The following is a 14,804-nucleotide window of genomic DNA, read 5'->3' on the forward strand; positions in this document are numbered from 1 at the left end:
CCGAGCGCACCGTCGAAGGGCTATGGTCGGCCATCGGACGGCTCATCGACACCGTAACGCCAGACGAGTGCGCCAATTTCTTCGCCGCTGCAGGATACGACCCAGAATAAACCGAAAACGCTCTAGCGCCGACGCCGGTGGCGGTAGCCAGTGGAGAACGAGGCGTATTGCCGGCCGCGCACGGACCGGTAGCGCCGACGCCGACTGGTGCTGGCCTCGACCGTCTCCTCCACCTGCGGGATCGGCTCGGCCATGGCCGCCGCAGGCGTCGCCGCCATGGCGACCGCCGTATCGGCCGAGGCGTAGCCTCCGGCGACGTTCTTGGCCGCCGGGCCGAACATCGCGAGACACTGGTTGTAGGCGAGGTCGTTCTTGAGACGCTCGCATTCACCGATGGAGCGCGGTGTTCCCTGCGCCAGGGCCGGCAGGGGCGCGAGCAGCACGACGAGAGCGGCCAGCGGCTTGAGGCAGAGAGTCGGGCGGTGCACGGAGGGGGTCTCGAGCGGCGACGGCAGGCTTGTGATCCCCGAGTGCGGCGAAATCGAGGGTTGGCCTCAGCGATCGGGCCGCTCCATCCAACGGATCAGCGGCATCAGCGGGAAGATCCACGCGATGCCGAGGATCGAGTAGATCACCGCCTGCACCGCCGCCGGCGTCTCCGAGATGCGGCTGTCGGCCAGGGTCATCGCCAGCGGCCCGTAGAGGCAGACGAAGACCAGAATCGCTAGAGTGCCGATCAGGGTCCGGGTTCGGCGGCGCATTGCTGTGTTCCTGGACCGTGCCTTCGGACTGTGCCCCCGGCCCCGCGGAGGGCACTGCGGGCTCGGATGGGCGACGGCTACCGTTCCGGGAACCGGTTGGCAACGCGCCCGCTTACGCGGGCTGCGGCGCCGGCGCCGTTGATGGGCGATCGGACATCCCCTAACCCGGGCACCGCGGGGGCATCCCGGCCTCCGCGGAAGGGACGTGCATGGACATGAGTGGCGCGGGCGACCGGCGGTCGGGGGCGGTGCGGGCCTGGCTCTACGTGGTCGCGGCCCTCGTGGTCGCCATGGTGGCGGTCGGCGGCGCCACGCGGCTGACCGGGTCCGGCCTGTCGATCACCGAGTGGCGCCCCGTCACGGGTGCGATCCCGCCGTTGACGGAAGCCGACTGGGCGGCCGAGTTCGCCAAGTACAGGGACACGCCGCAATACAACATCCTCAACCAGGGGATGGGATTGTCCGCCTTCAAGGTGCTCTACGGCTGGGAATGGGGACACCGCCTGCTCGGCCGGGTGATCGGCCTCGTGTTCTTCCTGCCGCTGATCGTGTTCTGGTGGCAGGGCCGGATCGGCCGGCGGCTCGGCCTCGGCCTGCTCGGTCTCGGCGCGCTCGGCGGTCTCCAGGGCGCCATCGGCTGGATCATGGTCGCCTCGGGCCTCCAGCCGGGCATGACGGCCGTGGCGCCGCTCAAGCTCGCCCTACACCTCACCACCGCGAGCCTGATCCTGGCCGGGCTGGTCTGGCTGGCCGCGGGCCAGCGCCCCGGCGTTCTGGCGCCGGCGCCGGTGCGCCTGCGGGCCACGGCCCTGCTGCTGCCGATCCTGGTCCTGGTGCAGATCTTCCTCGGTGGCCTCGTCGCCGGCTCGCATGCCGGCCTCGTCTACAACACGTGGCCGACTATGGACGGCCGCCTCGTCCCGCCGCTGGACAGCCTGTTCGCGATCCGGCCCTGGATCGAGAATTTCATCGACAACCACGCCTTGGTTCAGTTCGACCACCGGGTTACGGCCTACCTCGTCTTCGTCGTGGCGGTGCTGCACGCCGTCGATGCCCGGCTCACCGGCCCGAAGAGCGCGGCCGGGCGGGCCACGGGGGTCGTCATCCTCTTCATCGCCCAGATGGCGCTCGGGATCGCGACTCTGCTCCTCGCCGTCCCGCTCTGGGCGGCGCTCGCGCATCAGGTGCTCGCCATGGCGGTGCTCACGATGGCCACGGTTCATGCCCGCCTCAGCCGGGGATCCGGCTTGGTCGAGCCCGCAGCCGCCGAGCCGCCGCTGGGCTTCGAGGGGCTAGCCGCCGGCCGCGTCTAGGCTCCCGTGCGGTGCAGCGGCCTTGCTGCGCCGCACGAGACTTTTACCGCTTTCAGTGGAACCTTGGGATAACTCCCCATCAGCAATCTGCACATGGAACGACTAAGACTTCTCAAGCTTTAAGCTGCACGCGTTGCAGGAGGCTTCAAGATGTCTCTCGCGGAGGATGGTCGACCGCTCTCCCTGACCTGGCACTACACGCCGCGGGAGATCATGGCGGATGGCGTGATCCACGGTCTCGGCGTGGTGCTCGGCCTCGCCGGTGCCGTGGCCCTGGTGGCGACCGCTGTCACGGCGCATCTCGGTCTCGGAGAGCGGGCGGCCGTCGTCGTTTACGCCACGGCCCTCGTCCTGATGCTCGGCGTCTCGGCCGTCTACAATCTCTACCCTGTCAGCCCGCGCAAGTGGCTCCTACGCCGCGCCGATCACGCCCTGATCTACCTGATGATCGCTGGGACCTACACGCCGCTGGTCGCCCTCGTCGGGTCGGGTCCGCGGGCCTACGCGCTCCTGGCGATGATCTGGGTCGTGGCCCTCATCGGGATCGCCGTGAAGCTGTTTCTGCCGGGCCGGTTCGACCGTCTGTCGATCGGGCTCTACCTGTTGCTCGGCTGGAGCGGGCTGTTCGCCTACGAATCGGTGATCGCGGCCCTTCAGCCCACCGCCCTGTGGCTCCTCGGAATGGGCGGGGCGCTCTACTCGATCGGCGTCGTGTTCCACATCTGGCGGACCCTGCCCTTCCAGAACGCGATCTGGCACGGCTTCGTCCTCGCCGCCACGGCCTGCCACTACGGGACGATCTGGGCCAGCCTGAACGGCTCGCCAATGACGTAGGGTTGGAGTCGATTGCGACCGCGCGCGTAAAACTCCGGTTACCGTCCCGATGGAAAGGTCGAGAACCGGCGACCTGCTTTAAGTTTCCCGCGACCACGGGTGCACCACAACCTGGGGACTGATATTCCCGGGAGCTGGACCGTGGTCCCGAAGACGAACGACTCTGGCATCGCCCAGCGTTACCGGATCCTGCACGTGTTCCGGGCGCCCGTCGGCGGCCTGTTCCGGCATGTGATGGATCTCGCCCGCCTCCAGGCGGCCGCGGGACACCATGTCGGTCTCGTGTGCGACGCCAGCACCGGCGGCGAGCGCGCCGCCGGGTCCCTCGCGGAGCTGATGCCGTGCCTCGATCTTGGCCTCGTCCGGATCCCGATGCGCCGGAATCCGCATCCGTCGGACTGGTCCTGCCTCCGGGCCGTGGCGCAGAGGGCCGCGGAGGTCGGCGCGGAGGTTCTGCACGGACACGGCGCCAAGGGCGGCGCCTATGCCCGGCTCGCCGCGGCGGGTCCGGTGATCCGCGCCTACACGCCGCACGGCGGCAGCTACAATTACCGGCCGGGCAGCCCTCTGCACCGCCTCTACATGGGTGCCGAGGCGGTGCTCGCCCGCCGCACCGACGCGTTCCTGTTCGAGAGCGAGTACGTCGCCGGCCGCCATCGGAGCTTCGTCGGCGGTCCCGAGCGCGTGACGCGGATCGTGCACAACGGCATTGCCGAGGCCGAGTTCGCGCCGCTGGACCGCGTCGCCGAGCCCTTCGACCTGCTCTACGTCGGCGAGCTGCGGGAGGCCAAGGGCCTGCCTTACCTGCTCGAGGCCCTGGTCCGGCTGCGGGCCGAGGGCCGGGCGCTGCGCCTGCTCCTCGTCGGGTCGGGACCGGATGCCGAGATCCTTCGCGACACCGTGGCGCGGCTCGGCCTCGCCGACGCAGTGGCGTTCGAGCCGCCGCAGGCGATCCGCTCCGTGCTCGCCCGCGGGCGCATCCTCGTCGTCCCGTCGCTCGCGGAGTCGCTGCCCTACGTCGTGCTGGAAGCCGCCGCGGCGGCGCAGCCCCTGGTCGCCACCCGGGTCGGCGGAATCCCAGAGATCTTCGGCGCGGCCGCCCGCGACCTCGTGCCGTCGCGCGACCCGGCGGCGCTCGTGGAGGGGATTCGACGGGTCCTCGACGCCGCGCCGGAGGCCCTGGCCGAGCGGACGCAGGGCCTCAGCGCCTCGATCCGGCAGCGCTTCTCCCTCGAACGCATGGGCAGCGAGGTGATCTCAGGCTACGCCGCAGCCTTCGAGGCCCGCGCGGAGCGCCGCGATCCCGCGCCGCGGGCGATCGCCGGGGCCCGGACCGCCTGACGACGAGACCAGCAGCAAGAGGAACGGGGGCCTGTGCGCCGCGGTGGAAAAGGCGGCGGCGCCCGCGCTCTTAAATGTTCCCACAACGCCCCGTGCCAGGGTTTCGCCGAGGCAGCGACCGCAAGGCTCGGGGGGAGACGATCGATGAGCGCGTTCGACATTCGCGATCTTCTCGAGGCCGCCGTCCCGATGGAGGCGTCCTCGACCCCGGCCGCGGGCAGCGTGCCCCTCGCCGAGACCGCCGCCCCCGGCCCGACGGCGATCTCGCCCGTCGTGGTGGCCGGTCTGGTGCGCGGGCTGGAATGCGCGCTCATCTTCGGCTTGGGCGCATTGCTGCACGTGCTGATGCTCCGCGGCCGCGTCCCGTTCGGGCTGACCTACGCGGGCGCGATCGGCATGATCGCGGTGATCACCGTTACGCTGATCCAGGCGTCCGGCGGCTACCGGGTCGCAGCTTTCCGGAGCTTCTTCAAGACCGCCGTCCGGCTGATCGCGGCGTGGTCGATGACGTTCCTGATGGTCGCCGCCGGCCTCGTGCTGGCCAAGGTCGCCGACCACTACTCGCGCCTCTGGCTCGCGACCTTCTTCGGCACCGGCCTCGCGATGCTGCTGGTCGGCCGCTTCGTCCTGTTCCGCATCATCGATGCCCAGACCCGGGCGGGACGGTTCGACCGGCGCACCGCGATCGTGGGCGGCGGGCAGCCCGCGGAGGATCTGATCGCCGCCCTGGAGACGCAGAGCGAGAGCGGTATCCGCATCGTCGGGGTGTTCGACGACCGCAACGCCGATCGCTCCTCGGACGTGGTGGCGGGGCACCCGAAGCTCGGCAACGTCGACGACCTCGTCGCCTACGCGCGGCACGCCCGGCTCGACCTGATCGTCTTCACGATCCCGATCACCGCGGAGGCCCGGATCCTCCAGATGCTCGCCAAGCTCTGGGTGCTGCCGATCGACATCCGCCTCTCGGCGCACGCCGCCAAGCTGCGCCTGCGCCCGCGCAGCTACTCGTATCTGGGCTCCGTCCCGGTGCTGGACGTGTTCGACCGTCCGATCGCCGACTGGGACGTCGTGGTGAAGGCGCTGTTCGACCGCTGCGTCGGCCTGATGATGCTGCTGGCGCTGTCGCCGCTCATGCTGGTCATCGCCCTCGCGGTGCGGCTGACCTCACGCGGGCCGGTGCTGTTCCGGCAGAAGCGTCACGGGTTCAACAACGAGCTGATCGAGGTCTACAAGTTCCGCTCGATGTACGTGGATCAGTGCGACGCCGGCGCGGCCAGGATGGTGACACGGGGCGATCCCCGGGTCACGCCGGTCGGGCGCTTCATCCGGAAGACCTCGCTCGACGAACTGCCGCAGCTGTTCAACGTGCTCAAGGGTGACCTGTCGCTGGTCGGCCCGCGCCCGCACGCGCTGCAGGCCAAAGCCGCCAACACCCTGTACGATCAGGTGGTCGACGGTTACTTCGCGCGCCACAAGGTGAAGCCCGGCATCACCGGCTGGGCGCAGGTCAACGGCTGGCGCGGCGAGACCGACACCTCCGAGAAGCTGCAGCGGCGCGTCGAGCACGACCTCTACTACATAGAGAACTGGTCGGTGCTGCTCGACCTGCAGATTCTGCTGACCACGCCGTTCGCGCTGTTCAAGACCGAGAACGCCTACTGAGCGGAAGGGCCGGCACCGGAGCGGTGCCGGCCGGAAGCGCGCTACGGCAGCGCGCCGGCCTTCTCCTTGGCCTTCAGGATCGTGTCGCGGCAGGCCTGGGCGTCGCCGGCCTTGTCCTGCTGGCGCGCCTGGGCGACCAGCTTCTTGGCCTCCTCAACGCCCGAGGCGGTGGGCTTCACGGCGGCGTCCGACTTGGTGAGCGCCGGCGGCGTGTCGAGCGCCTTGGGCGAGTTGGAGGACGTGGTGCCGCCGGGCGGGGTCGTGCCGGTCACCGAGGCGGCGCCGGCACTGTCGAGCCGCCGCTGCAGCGTGTCGACCTCGTCGGAGCACGGGGTCGCCAGGGCCGGCGTGGCGGCCGCCAGGGCCAGGGCTGCGGAGGCGAAACGGATGATCATCGAGACGAGGCTCCACGGTATCGGGATGCTGCCGGCGCCGACCCCTCATGCGTGAGCGGGCGGTGATGCGCCGGTGCGGCTACCGGGGAGACGCCGGGCGAACGGGCCCGTTCCCGAGACAGGAGGCCGCATGCGGCGGCTCCGAAACGCGACGGGCGCCCCGCGCGGCCCTCTGGCCGCGGGAGGCGCCCGCCTCTCGACATTGCTGACGGATCAGTACTTCCGGATGATCGGCTCCGGCGACATCGGTACCGGGTCGGCGCCGAAGGCGTAGCGGATGCCGGCGTAGACCGAGAAGGGCTGCGCCAGGGTGGTGGTCCGCGGATCGCTGATCCGCAGGTTGCCGGCCACCGCGCCCGGCTCGGCGTAGGTGCCGAACGTGGTGTAGCGGTTGTTGGTCAGGTTGGTGATGAGGCCGAAGACCTCGAGGTTCTTCGTCACCTGATACTTCGTCTGGAAGTTCAGAACGTAGTAGGGCGGCAGCTTGCGGTTCAGGTTCGACTCGTCGCCGCGGAAGTAGGACGAGGAGAAGGCCTGAAGGTAGAGGCCGAACTGCCAGTTGGGCGTGACGAAGTAGTCGAACCCGGCCTTGATCTGGTGGGTTGGCACCAGCGGCACGACGTTGCCCTTGCGGACCTGGATCGCGCCGTCATCCGCGAGCGGATTGTTGGGCGACGACAGGGTGCCGTTGAACTGGAAGGTCGCGTCGACCAGAGCGTAGTTGGCGTAGACACGCAGGTAATCGGCCGTGTACTCGCCGCCGACCTCGATGCCCTGCCGCTGCGTCGCCGGCACGTTGACGAAATAGGCGCGGGCGGTGTTGCCGGGGGTGGCCAGCGACAGGATGTCGTTGGCGAGATCGGTGCGGAAGGCGCCGATCTTGTAGGTGATGATGCCGCCGTCATAGGTGTTCGGCAGCTGGCCGCGGAAGCCGACCTCGTAGGTCCGCCCGGTGACCTGCTTGAGCGGCGGGTCCGCCACCAGCGAGTTCGGCAGCAGGCACGGCCGGTCCGGGTTGGCGCAGGCCAGCTCCAGCGGGGTCGGGGCGCGGTTCGACTCCGAGTAGCTGCCGTAGAGGTTCAGCGCGTCGAAGAACCGGTAGGTCAGGCCGGCGACCGGGTTGATCTTGTTGAAGTAGTGCGTGCCGGTCACGTCCGGCGAGAAGCCGGTCAGGTCCTCGCTCTGGATGCGCGCGAAGTTGAGCCGGGCGCCGGCGGTCAGCGACAGCCGGTCGGTCACGTCGAGCGTGTCGAGGGTGTAGAGGCCCATGTAGAGGTTCGAGCCGTTGACCGAGCTCGGCGCGATGCCGAGCGCGCCGGCGGTCCGCAACTGGGGTGTGCCGAGCCCTGGGACGTTGCCGTAGAACGGGTTGCTCGGGTTGGTGGTGATCGACAGATCCGGGTTGATGACGCCGAGCGTGCTGGACGACTTGAACCCGTAATTGGCCGCGTCGATGCTGCCGCCGACCACGAAGGTGTTGGACAGGCCGAAGATCCGGTCGCGGTTGGCGGCCTGGAGCGAGCCGCCGAAGCCGGTGGCTTCCGTCCGGGTCGTGTCCAGCGTGCCGTACGGGATACCCGCCCGGAACGGGATGCGCTGGTTCTGCTGGCCCAGGATCAGGAACTGGTTCCGGAAGGCGAGCTGCGACTGTCCGGCCGCCGGGCTGAACCCGTCATCCTCGAAGCAGAGGTTGCCACGGAAGCTGGAGCGCGTGCTGCAGTTCTCGAAGTTGCCGTCGTTGCCGTCGACGTAGGTCTGGCTGAAGCGGCGGAAATAGGCGTTGCCGGCGAGGTCCCAGGTCGGCGAGATGTCGACCCGGCCGGTCAGCTGGAGCGTGCCGACCTCGGTGGTGGTGGTCTGCGGGAAGGTGAAGATCGCCCGCGGGTCGCGGTGGGTGAAGTCCACCGGCGTGGCGGCGGCCGCGCCGAAGAAGCTGCGGGCGGCGAGCCCGATCAGGTGGAACTCCGAATCCTGCGAGCGGTAGCCGATGTCGCCGTAGAGGCGGCCGATCGTGCTCGGGCTCTCGTAGCGCCAGCCGCGGTCGTTCAGGCCGTCGCCGGTGAAGTAGACGCTCCACGGGCCGGAGACCTTGCCGTACTCGAGGTAGCCGGCGGTGCGCGCGTCCGAGCCGCCCCAGGCCGAGATCTCGGTGCCCTGCCAGGTGAAGCCGTTCTTCATCTGGATGTTGACCGCGCCGCCGAGCGCGTTGAGGCCGAAGACCGGGTTGCCGGTGACCACGTCGATGCGCTGGATCGCCTGCGGCGGGATCAGGTCGAAATTGACGATGTCGCCGAAGGCCTCGTTGATGCGCACGCCGTTCTGGTAGACGGCGAGCCCCTGCGGCACGCCCTGCACGGGCGAAGCCGTGAAGCCGCGATAGGTGATGTCGACGCGGTTGTTGTTGCCCTGCGAGTCCGAGACGTTGATGCCGGGCGTGCGCCGGGCCAGCGTCGTGGTCAGGTTGTCGCTGGCGCGATCGATCGTGATATCGCTCGCCGTGACCGATTCGACGGTGCTGGGGATCTTGTAGAGCGGCTGCTCGGAGCCGCGCAGGCGCACGCCGGTGCTCGGTCCCAGGGAGCCGGCCGGCGGCACTGGTCCGGGACCGTTGAAGATCTGCGCCTGACTCGAATTTCCGCCGCCGGACCCGACCGGCGACGTCGAGACGACGCTGATCTCGCCGAGCGTCACCGATTGCTGAGCCTGCACCGCCGCCGGGACAACCGTCCCGGCGAGAACCGATGCCGACGCGACCAGGCTGCTCCGAAGCGCCCGAAGTGACATCCCCAACCCCCTCAAACCCAAACACGTGCTCGTGACTGCCGAGCTTGGGTCTTTCTTGGCGGGTGCCGGGATCGTGCACAATTGGTTCAAGAACACGTGAGACGCGTTTCGGCCTCATTTCCGGGCCGCGCCGACCGAAGCCGCCGTCACGTGGTTAAACAGCAACAGTTTCGGTAAAGATTTCAGGCACTTAAGGATATTTCGGCAATCTGCCCGGGATGTTTTGGCAATGATCGCCGGCGCGGCGTCAGAGCCGCGCCTGAATCAGGCGCGCGATCTCGCCGAGCCGCTGCTCGAGCAGCTGCGGAACCTCGCAGACATAGGTCAGCGACTGGCTCCGCTCCTGAAAGATCCGGCGATCCCAGGCGAACTTCGTCTCCAGGTCGGACTGGTCCTTCGGGAGCTCCGTGGCGTCGGAGGCGCTCGGCGCGTCCTTCACCTGGCTGATCTTGTCGGCCTCGTCGCGGATCCGCTCGGCCATCCGGCGCTGGCCCTGCGCGTAGCGGGCGATGCCGCCGACCACCTTGTTGCGCTCGCCGTTCAGCACCTCGAACACGCCGGCATAGACGCGGGTTAAGGCTTTGTCCTTCGCGTCCTTGTCCGAGCCGAACTTCTCCGCGAACGTGTCGAGGAGGGGGCCGACCTGCGAGAGGTCGGTGCGGCGCGACGCGATCTTCTGCGCCAGGACGGCGGCGTCGTTGTCGCTGCCCCAGTCGCCTGCGGCCTCCACGTCGGGGCCGGTCCAGAACTGGCCGGGACTGAGCGTGGCGACCTTGCGCTGGACGCAGGGCCAATCCGGATCCTGCTTCGGCTGCGCCAGGGCGGGACCGGCGAGGATCGCGAGCCCCAGCGCCGGGCCGACGATGCGGGTCAGGAAGTCGTTCATCGGGCGGACTCCATCAGGTGTTGTCGCCGGCCGGGCCGCCGCGCCGGGCCATGATGCCGCGGCCGGGGTCGTAGGCGACCACCGCCATGCCGAAGAAGGCGAGCCCCACGCCCACCACCACGGCGCAGGCGACCGGCTCGAACTGGAGGTAGAGGGCGTAGCGGACGAGCTGCACCGCGTGGCTGAACGGGTTCAGCTCGCAGATCCAGTAGAGGGTCTCGGAGGATTCGCGGATCCGCCACAGGGGGTAGAGGGCCGACGAGGCGAAGAACATCGGGAAGATCACGAAGTTCATCACGCTGGCGAAGTTCTCGAGCTGGCGGACCAGCGAGGACAGGAACAGCCCGATCGCCCCCAGCATCAGCCCCGTGGCCAGGAAGGCCGGCAGCGCCGCGAGGTAGCCCAGCCACGGGATGTCGCTCTCCCAGAAATACGCCACGGCCAGGAACGCGTAGGCCTGCACGATCGAGACGGCGACGCCGGCGATCAGCTTGGCGAGCAGGAGCAGCCACCGCGGATAGGGCGAGGTGAGCAGCACCTTCATCGAGCCCACCTCGCGGTCGTAGACCATGGACAGCGACGATTGCATCCCGTTGAACAGCTGGATCATCACGGCGAGGCCCGGCACCACGTAGACCTCGTAGAGCACGTAGGTCTGGTAGGGCGGCTCGATGGATACGCCGAGCGTGTTGCGGAAGCCGGCCGCGAAGATGAACAGCCAGACCAGCGGCCGGACCAGCGCCGAGAAGAACCTCTCCTTCTGATTGAAGAAGCGCAGCAGCTCGCGGCGGACGATGCCGCCGAGGCAGATCAGGTAGCCGACCGCGTCGAGGCGGCCGATCCGCGCGGCCTGACCGCGCGGCGGGGCAGTGCCGATCCGAGTGGCGAGCGGTGTCGGGTTCGTCATGCCGCCGCCCTCCCCGGCTCGGCGACCAGGCGGCGGAACGCGTCGGCGAGCGCCTCGCCGGGCCTGCCGATCCCGCCGGCCCGGCCCCGGGCGACGATCCGGCCCCGGTGCAACACCACGGCGTCGTCGTCGTCCGCGATCTCCTCGAAGATGTGGGTCGCCCAGAGCACCGACAAGCCCTCCTCTCGCACCAGGGCGCGGACGATCGCTACGATGTCGGCCCGCGACTCGAGGTCGAGGCCGACGGTGGGCTCGTCGAGGAGCAGCAGGTCCGGGCGGTGGATCAGCGAGCGGGCGATCTCGATCCGGCGCGACTGGCCGCCCGAGAGTGTGCGCACCTTGTCGTGGCGCCGGTCCGCGAGTCCGACGCGGTCGAGCAGCTCGCCGACACGGACCTTTGCGGCGCCGCGGGCGATGCCGTGCAGGCTCGCGTGGTAGAGGAGATTCTGCTCGACGGTGAGATCGGTGTCGAGGGTCCGGGCCTGGAACACGACGCCGAGCCGCGCCAGCGCCCGGGACGGCTCGCGATCCAGGGCGTGGCCGAAGATCGAGACCCGCCCGGTCTGGTTGTTGTAGAGCCGGGTGATGACCGAGAACAGCGTCGTCTTGCCGGCGCCGTTCGGCCCCAGCAGCGCGGCGAAGTGGCCACGCTCCACCGTGATCGAGACGTCGTCCAGCGCGGCGCGGGCGCCGAACTTGTGGCCGACATGCTCGATAAGGAGGGCCGCCGGCTCGGTCGCGCTCATCGGCCCAGGACCTTCCGGGCGTCGGAGACGGCGTCGAGGCACTCGTCGAACTCGCCCTCCTTCTGCTCACGCTCGGCCACCCGCAGGGCCTTCTTGAGCTTCGGCACCGCCGTCTCGGGCGGGTTCAGGGCGAGCGCGTCGCGGATCATCGTGATGCCCTCGGCGCAGGACGAGGCGTCGTCGGCCGCGAGGGCCGGACCTGCGGCGAGGAGGCCGACGGAGAGCAGGAGGATGCGCATCACTTTACAGTCAGCGTGCCGGTCATGCCCTTGGACTCCAGGCCGTGCACCGACCACGTGTAGCTGCCGGGCTTGATCGCGACGAACTCGATGGCGATCTCGCCGGGATCGTCGAACTCCAGGTGATCGGGCGGGCCGCCGCCGTGGATCTCCTTGTGCTCGATCACGATCTGGTTGAACCAGATGTAGCGAAAGAACTCCGGCGCGTAGAATTTGTATTCCTGGCGCCCCTTGGCGACGATCCGCAGCCGGTAGGCCTTGCCGGATTCCAGCGTGATGTCCTTGTTCTCGACCACGAAGTCGTTGCCCTGATCGTCGCCCAGGACGAGGTCGGGCAGGTTCTCCCGCTTCTTGGTCAGGTCGAGGGCACTGGCCGGTGCCGCGGCGAGCAGCCCTGCCAGGCCGAGGGCCGCCGTTCGAAACATGCGTGTCATGTCGTGTTCCACCCTAGGGCCGCGTCGCGCGCGGCCGTCCTCGCTCGGCGCCCGGAGGTCGCGCGGATCAGTTCGGCGAGATCGCCACGCCCCAAGGCAGGAGCCCGACCGGGATGCTCTTCACCACCTTCTCGGCGGCCACGTCGATCACCGAGACGTCGTTGGAGGTGCCGTTCGTGGTGAAGAGCTGCTTCTGGTCAGGCGTGAAGGCCAGCTGCCAGACCCGCTGGCCGACCGGCAGGTACTTCTCGACCGCGTAGGTCTTGGCGTCGATCACGGCGACGCGGTTCGCCGGCCCGAGGGCCACGAAGGCCTTGGACCCGTCCTTGGTGATCCGGATGCCCACCGGCTGGATCGCCTCGTCGTTCACGCCCGGGATCTTGAAGGTGATCTTCCTGATCACGCGGCGCTGGGCGACATCGATCACGCTCACCGTGCCGCCGACCTCCGCCGAGACCCAAAGGAACTTGCCGTCGGCGGTGAACTCGGCGAAGCGCGGCCGGGCGTCGACCAGCACGTTGTCGATGACCTGGAAGGTCTTCGTATCGATGAAGTGGGCCATGTTGGTCGTCTCGGAGGTGTTGACGAGGATCTTCCCGTCCGGCGACAGGCCCATCCCCTCCGGCTCGACGCCCACCGGCACCTCGGCGAGCACCTTGTTCTTCTCGATGTCGATGATCGTGACCTGGCTGTCGTCCTCGTTGGCCACGTAGAGCGGGTTCCCGGAGGCGTCGAGGATGAACTGCTCCGGATCCGGCCCGGAGCGCAGCGAGCGCACCACCTTTCCGGAACCGGTGTCGAGCACGTCGATCCGGTCGTCGTCGCTCGCGCAGACGAACAGCTCCTTGCCGTCCTTGGAGACGGTCACCCCGCGCGGGCGCCGCCCGACTTTCCACGTCGCCGTCACCGCCATCGTGTTGGTGTCGATGACGCTGACCGAGTTGCCCTTCTCGTTCGTCACGTAGGCGGTGAAGGCGGCGGCCGGCCCGCACAGGGCGAACCACGCACCGAGGGCGACCCCACTCAGACATGCCTCGACGCGGCGGCTCATACGGTTTCCTTCCCTTGCGACGGCCCGGCGCCCTGGGCGGACGTTCTCGGGGGACGTTTGTAGTGCGATTTCCGCGCGTTGCGAGGGCCTTGGCCGCTCGCCATCGCCGCAGGCCTCGGGATCACTTGAACTTGCAGGTGGTCTCGGGGAGGTCGACGCCCAGCGTGTCGAGGGGCGTGCGCTGGTGCAGGAAACCCTGCTCGGGCGCGACGGAGACCAGCGCCTTCGGCTGTACCACGATGATCGCCTGCCGGAGCTGGTGGTCCCAGGGCCGGAAGCTCAGGGGCACGCCCTTGTAGGCCGGCAGCGTGAAGGCGGGCTCGACGAGGTACGGTGCGATCACGGCCGGGTCGTTGGTCTTCTTGGCCGTCACGGCCTCGCCCACCGTGCGCACCGCGGCCCAGACCTGATAGTCCAGCGGGCGCATCAACCGGGAGGCGAGCCGCCGGAACCGGTTCTGGGCCTGCGCGGCGCCCCAGGTCTCCAGCACGGGGGACCAGGTCGTCGGCGTCAGCGCTTGCGTGCCGCCGACGGGACGCGGATCGACGGTGCGGTAGGGCACGTAATCGCCCCAGTCGCCCTCCTCGTCGGCCACGATGGCCATGTCGTAGTCGAGGCCCCGGGTGAAGACCATCGCCTCGGCGCGGGTCGGCGTGTCGCCGCGCGCCTTGGCGAGGGGGCCGAAGGTCCAGGGCTTTTCGGCGGTGATCTTCAGCGCGAATTTCCGCGCCGAGTTGCGCATCGCGTCGGCGTAGGCCTTGTCGGCGTCGGTCGGGCCGACGATCAGGAAGAGCTTCCGCCAGCGCATCACGGTCAGGTACTGCGCCAGGGCGTCGGTGAGCATCGCCCGCGACGGCAGGATGTGGAACACGTTGGCGCGGCACTCGGCGCCGCGCAGACGGTCGTCGGGCGCCCCCGCGTTGAGCACGACCGCGCCCGTGTCCTTGACGGCGTCGGCCACGGCCAGAACCGCGTCGGCGGGGAGCGCCAGGACCAGGTAGCGCACGCCCTTGCCGATCAACTCCTTGGCCGCCGCCACGGCGTCCGGCTTGTCGTCGGTCAGGGCGACCTCGTCGAGGACGTAGGTCTGCTTGGTGAAGCGGCCGGTGGTGTTGTTGTCGGCGATGCCCATCTTGGCGCCGGCCAGGCCCTCGTCCTCCGGCGTCGCCTCGGCGTCGTACGAGGACGGGGCGGGCTGCGGCCGGTAGATCAGGCCGATATGGGTTTCGAGCGCCTGCGGAGCGGCGGCCTGGGCGGGCTGCGCCGCCGCGGCCGGCGCCGGGTCCTCGGCCCGCGCCGCCGTCGGGGCGATGGCGAGCGCGACGGCGGCCGCGCGCAGCCAGAACGGGCGCGTCTTGTGCCGGAGGGCCGTGTCGGGTGCAGGATGGTGCATGCGCGCGGCCTCTATCAGCTTCCGCTCAGGCCGCTCAACCGCGGCGTCTCGTCCCGAC

At 69.4% G+C, this 14,804-nt stretch carries 15 protein-coding genes and 1 pseudogene; 5 read left to right on the top strand and 11 right to left on the bottom strand.

Going from position 1 to position 14,804, the window contains the following annotated elements; genetic code table 11:
- Nucleotides 1-110, top strand: a pseudogene (locus ACLBYE_RS07635) (IS630 family transposase); the annotation flags it as partial.
- A gap of 12 nt (nucleotides 111-122) precedes the next feature.
- Here ACLBYE_RS07635 and ACLBYE_RS07640 read toward each other — a convergent pair.
- Together ACLBYE_RS07640 and ACLBYE_RS07645 are read right to left on the bottom strand one after the other, a co-directional pair.
- Nucleotides 123-488: a hypothetical protein gene (locus ACLBYE_RS07640; protein ID WP_020092097.1), complete on the bottom strand. Its 366-nt coding sequence runs from the start codon at nucleotides 486-488 to the stop codon at nucleotides 123-125.
- 66 nt (nucleotides 489-554) lie between these two features.
- Nucleotides 555-761 carry a DUF2842 domain-containing protein gene (locus tag ACLBYE_RS07645; RefSeq protein ID WP_012319661.1) on the bottom strand — a complete coding sequence of 69 codons (207 nt, stop codon included), beginning with the start codon at nucleotides 759-761 and terminating at the stop codon, nucleotides 555-557.
- A gap of 209 nt (nucleotides 762-970) precedes the next feature.
- Here ACLBYE_RS07645 and ACLBYE_RS07650 point away from each other — a divergent pair, with 209 nt between their 5' ends.
- From ACLBYE_RS07650 to ACLBYE_RS07665, 4 genes are all read left to right on the top strand, one after another.
- A complete protein-coding gene (locus ACLBYE_RS07650) occupies nucleotides 971-2,074 on the top strand; it encodes a COX15/CtaA family protein (protein ID WP_447693696.1) in 1,104 nt (367 codons plus the stop codon).
- Nucleotides 2,075-2,224: 150 nt separating this feature from the next.
- Nucleotides 2,225-2,908 (top strand): PAQR family membrane homeostasis protein TrhA, encoded by a 684-nt coding sequence (gene trhA, locus ACLBYE_RS07655; protein ID WP_020092095.1) that lies wholly within the window; start codon nucleotides 2,225-2,227, stop codon nucleotides 2,906-2,908.
- A gap of 141 nt (nucleotides 2,909-3,049) precedes the next feature.
- Nucleotides 3,050-4,249 (top strand): glycosyltransferase family 4 protein, encoded by a 1,200-nt coding sequence (locus tag ACLBYE_RS07660; protein ID WP_447693697.1) that lies wholly within the window; start codon nucleotides 3,050-3,052, stop codon nucleotides 4,247-4,249.
- 144 nt (nucleotides 4,250-4,393) lie between these two features.
- Nucleotides 4,394-5,911, top strand: coding sequence for an undecaprenyl-phosphate glucose phosphotransferase (locus ACLBYE_RS07665; RefSeq protein ID WP_447693698.1), 1,518 nt, complete (start codon nucleotides 4,394-4,396; stop codon nucleotides 5,909-5,911).
- A gap of 41 nt (nucleotides 5,912-5,952) precedes the next feature.
- Here ACLBYE_RS07665 and ACLBYE_RS07670 read toward each other — a convergent pair whose 3' ends face one another.
- The 9 genes from ACLBYE_RS07670 to ACLBYE_RS07710 all read right to left on the bottom strand — a co-directional run bounded on the left by ACLBYE_RS07670 (nucleotide 5,953) and on the right by ACLBYE_RS07710 (nucleotide 14,746).
- Entirely contained in the window at nucleotides 5,953-6,306 is a 354-nt protein-coding gene (locus ACLBYE_RS07670; RefSeq protein ID WP_447693699.1) for a hypothetical protein, read from the bottom strand.
- 213 nt (nucleotides 6,307-6,519) lie between these two features.
- On the bottom strand, nucleotides 6,520-9,090 hold the full coding sequence (locus ACLBYE_RS07675; protein ID WP_447693700.1) for a TonB-dependent receptor: 2,571 nt from the start codon (nucleotides 9,088-9,090) through the stop codon (nucleotides 6,520-6,522).
- A gap of 247 nt (nucleotides 9,091-9,337) precedes the next feature.
- Nucleotides 9,338-9,976: a hypothetical protein gene (locus ACLBYE_RS07680; protein ID WP_447693701.1), complete on the bottom strand. Its 639-nt coding sequence runs from the start codon at nucleotides 9,974-9,976 to the stop codon at nucleotides 9,338-9,340.
- A 13-nt stretch (nucleotides 9,977-9,989) separates the two neighbouring features.
- Nucleotides 9,990-10,883 (bottom strand): ABC transporter permease, encoded by an 894-nt coding sequence (locus tag ACLBYE_RS07685; RefSeq protein WP_331299091.1) that lies wholly within the window; start codon nucleotides 10,881-10,883, stop codon nucleotides 9,990-9,992.
- A complete protein-coding gene (locus ACLBYE_RS07690; protein WP_091926704.1) occupies nucleotides 10,880-11,629 on the bottom strand; it encodes an ABC transporter ATP-binding protein in 750 nt (249 codons plus the stop codon). The genes ACLBYE_RS07685 and ACLBYE_RS07690 overlap by 4 nt, the downstream gene beginning before the upstream one ends.
- The gene (locus tag ACLBYE_RS07695; RefSeq protein ID WP_447693702.1) at nucleotides 11,626-11,868 is read right to left on the bottom strand and encodes a hypothetical protein; all 243 of its coding nucleotides are present in this window, start codon (nucleotides 11,866-11,868) and stop codon (nucleotides 11,626-11,628) included. Before ACLBYE_RS07695 ends, ACLBYE_RS07690 begins: the two co-directional genes overlap by 4 nt.
- Nucleotides 11,868-12,302 (bottom strand): hypothetical protein, encoded by a 435-nt coding sequence (locus tag ACLBYE_RS07700; RefSeq protein ID WP_447681398.1) that lies wholly within the window; start codon nucleotides 12,300-12,302, stop codon nucleotides 11,868-11,870. Before ACLBYE_RS07700 ends, ACLBYE_RS07695 begins: the two co-directional genes overlap by 1 nt.
- A 67-nt stretch (nucleotides 12,303-12,369) precedes the next feature.
- Nucleotides 12,370-13,353 (bottom strand): YVTN family beta-propeller repeat protein, encoded by a 984-nt coding sequence (locus ACLBYE_RS07705; protein WP_447693703.1) that lies wholly within the window; start codon nucleotides 13,351-13,353, stop codon nucleotides 12,370-12,372.
- A 121-nt stretch (nucleotides 13,354-13,474) separates the two neighbouring features.
- Nucleotides 13,475-14,746, bottom strand: a complete 1,272-nt coding sequence (locus tag ACLBYE_RS07710) for an ABC transporter substrate-binding protein (RefSeq protein ID WP_447693704.1) — start codon at nucleotides 14,744-14,746, stop codon at nucleotides 13,475-13,477.
- Nucleotides 14,747-14,804: the final 58 nt, after the last annotated feature.

The sequence above is a fragment of the Methylobacterium sp. A52T genome (assembly GCF_053346095.1).

Excerpts from the sequence above, each read along its gene's own strand:
- ACLBYE_RS07645 (WP_012319661.1), bottom strand. The coding sequence starts at position 761 with ATGCGCCGCCGAACCCGGACCCTGATCGGCACTCTAGCGATTCTGGTC.
- ACLBYE_RS07650 (WP_447693696.1), top strand. The coding sequence starts at position 971 with ATGGACATGAGTGGCGCGGGCGACCGGCGGTCGGGGGCGGTGCGGGCC.
- trhA (WP_020092095.1), top strand. The coding sequence starts at position 2,225 with ATGTCTCTCGCGGAGGATGGTCGACCGCTCTCCCTGACCTGGCACTAC.
- ACLBYE_RS07665 (WP_447693698.1), top strand. The coding sequence starts at position 4,394 with ATGAGCGCGTTCGACATTCGCGATCTTCTCGAGGCCGCCGTCCCGATG.
- ACLBYE_RS07670 (WP_447693699.1), bottom strand. The coding sequence starts at position 6,306 with ATGATCATCCGTTTCGCCTCCGCAGCCCTGGCCCTGGCGGCCGCCACG.
- ACLBYE_RS07675 (WP_447693700.1), bottom strand. The coding sequence starts at position 9,090 with ATGTCACTTCGGGCGCTTCGGAGCAGCCTGGTCGCGTCGGCATCGGTT.
- ACLBYE_RS07680 (WP_447693701.1), bottom strand. The coding sequence starts at position 9,976 with ATGAACGACTTCCTGACCCGCATCGTCGGCCCGGCGCTGGGGCTCGCG.
- ACLBYE_RS07685 (WP_331299091.1), bottom strand. The coding sequence starts at position 10,883 with ATGACGAACCCGACACCGCTCGCCACTCGGATCGGCACTGCCCCGCCG.
- ACLBYE_RS07690 (WP_091926704.1), bottom strand. The coding sequence starts at position 11,629 with ATGAGCGCGACCGAGCCGGCGGCCCTCCTTATCGAGCATGTCGGCCAC.
- ACLBYE_RS07695 (WP_447693702.1), bottom strand. The coding sequence starts at position 11,868 with ATGCGCATCCTCCTGCTCTCCGTCGGCCTCCTCGCCGCAGGTCCGGCC.
- ACLBYE_RS07700 (WP_447681398.1), bottom strand. The coding sequence starts at position 12,302 with ATGACACGCATGTTTCGAACGGCGGCCCTCGGCCTGGCAGGGCTGCTC.
- ACLBYE_RS07705 (WP_447693703.1), bottom strand. The coding sequence starts at position 13,353 with ATGAGCCGCCGCGTCGAGGCATGTCTGAGTGGGGTCGCCCTCGGTGCG.
- ACLBYE_RS07710 (WP_447693704.1), bottom strand. The coding sequence starts at position 14,746 with ATGCACCATCCTGCACCCGACACGGCCCTCCGGCACAAGACGCGCCCG.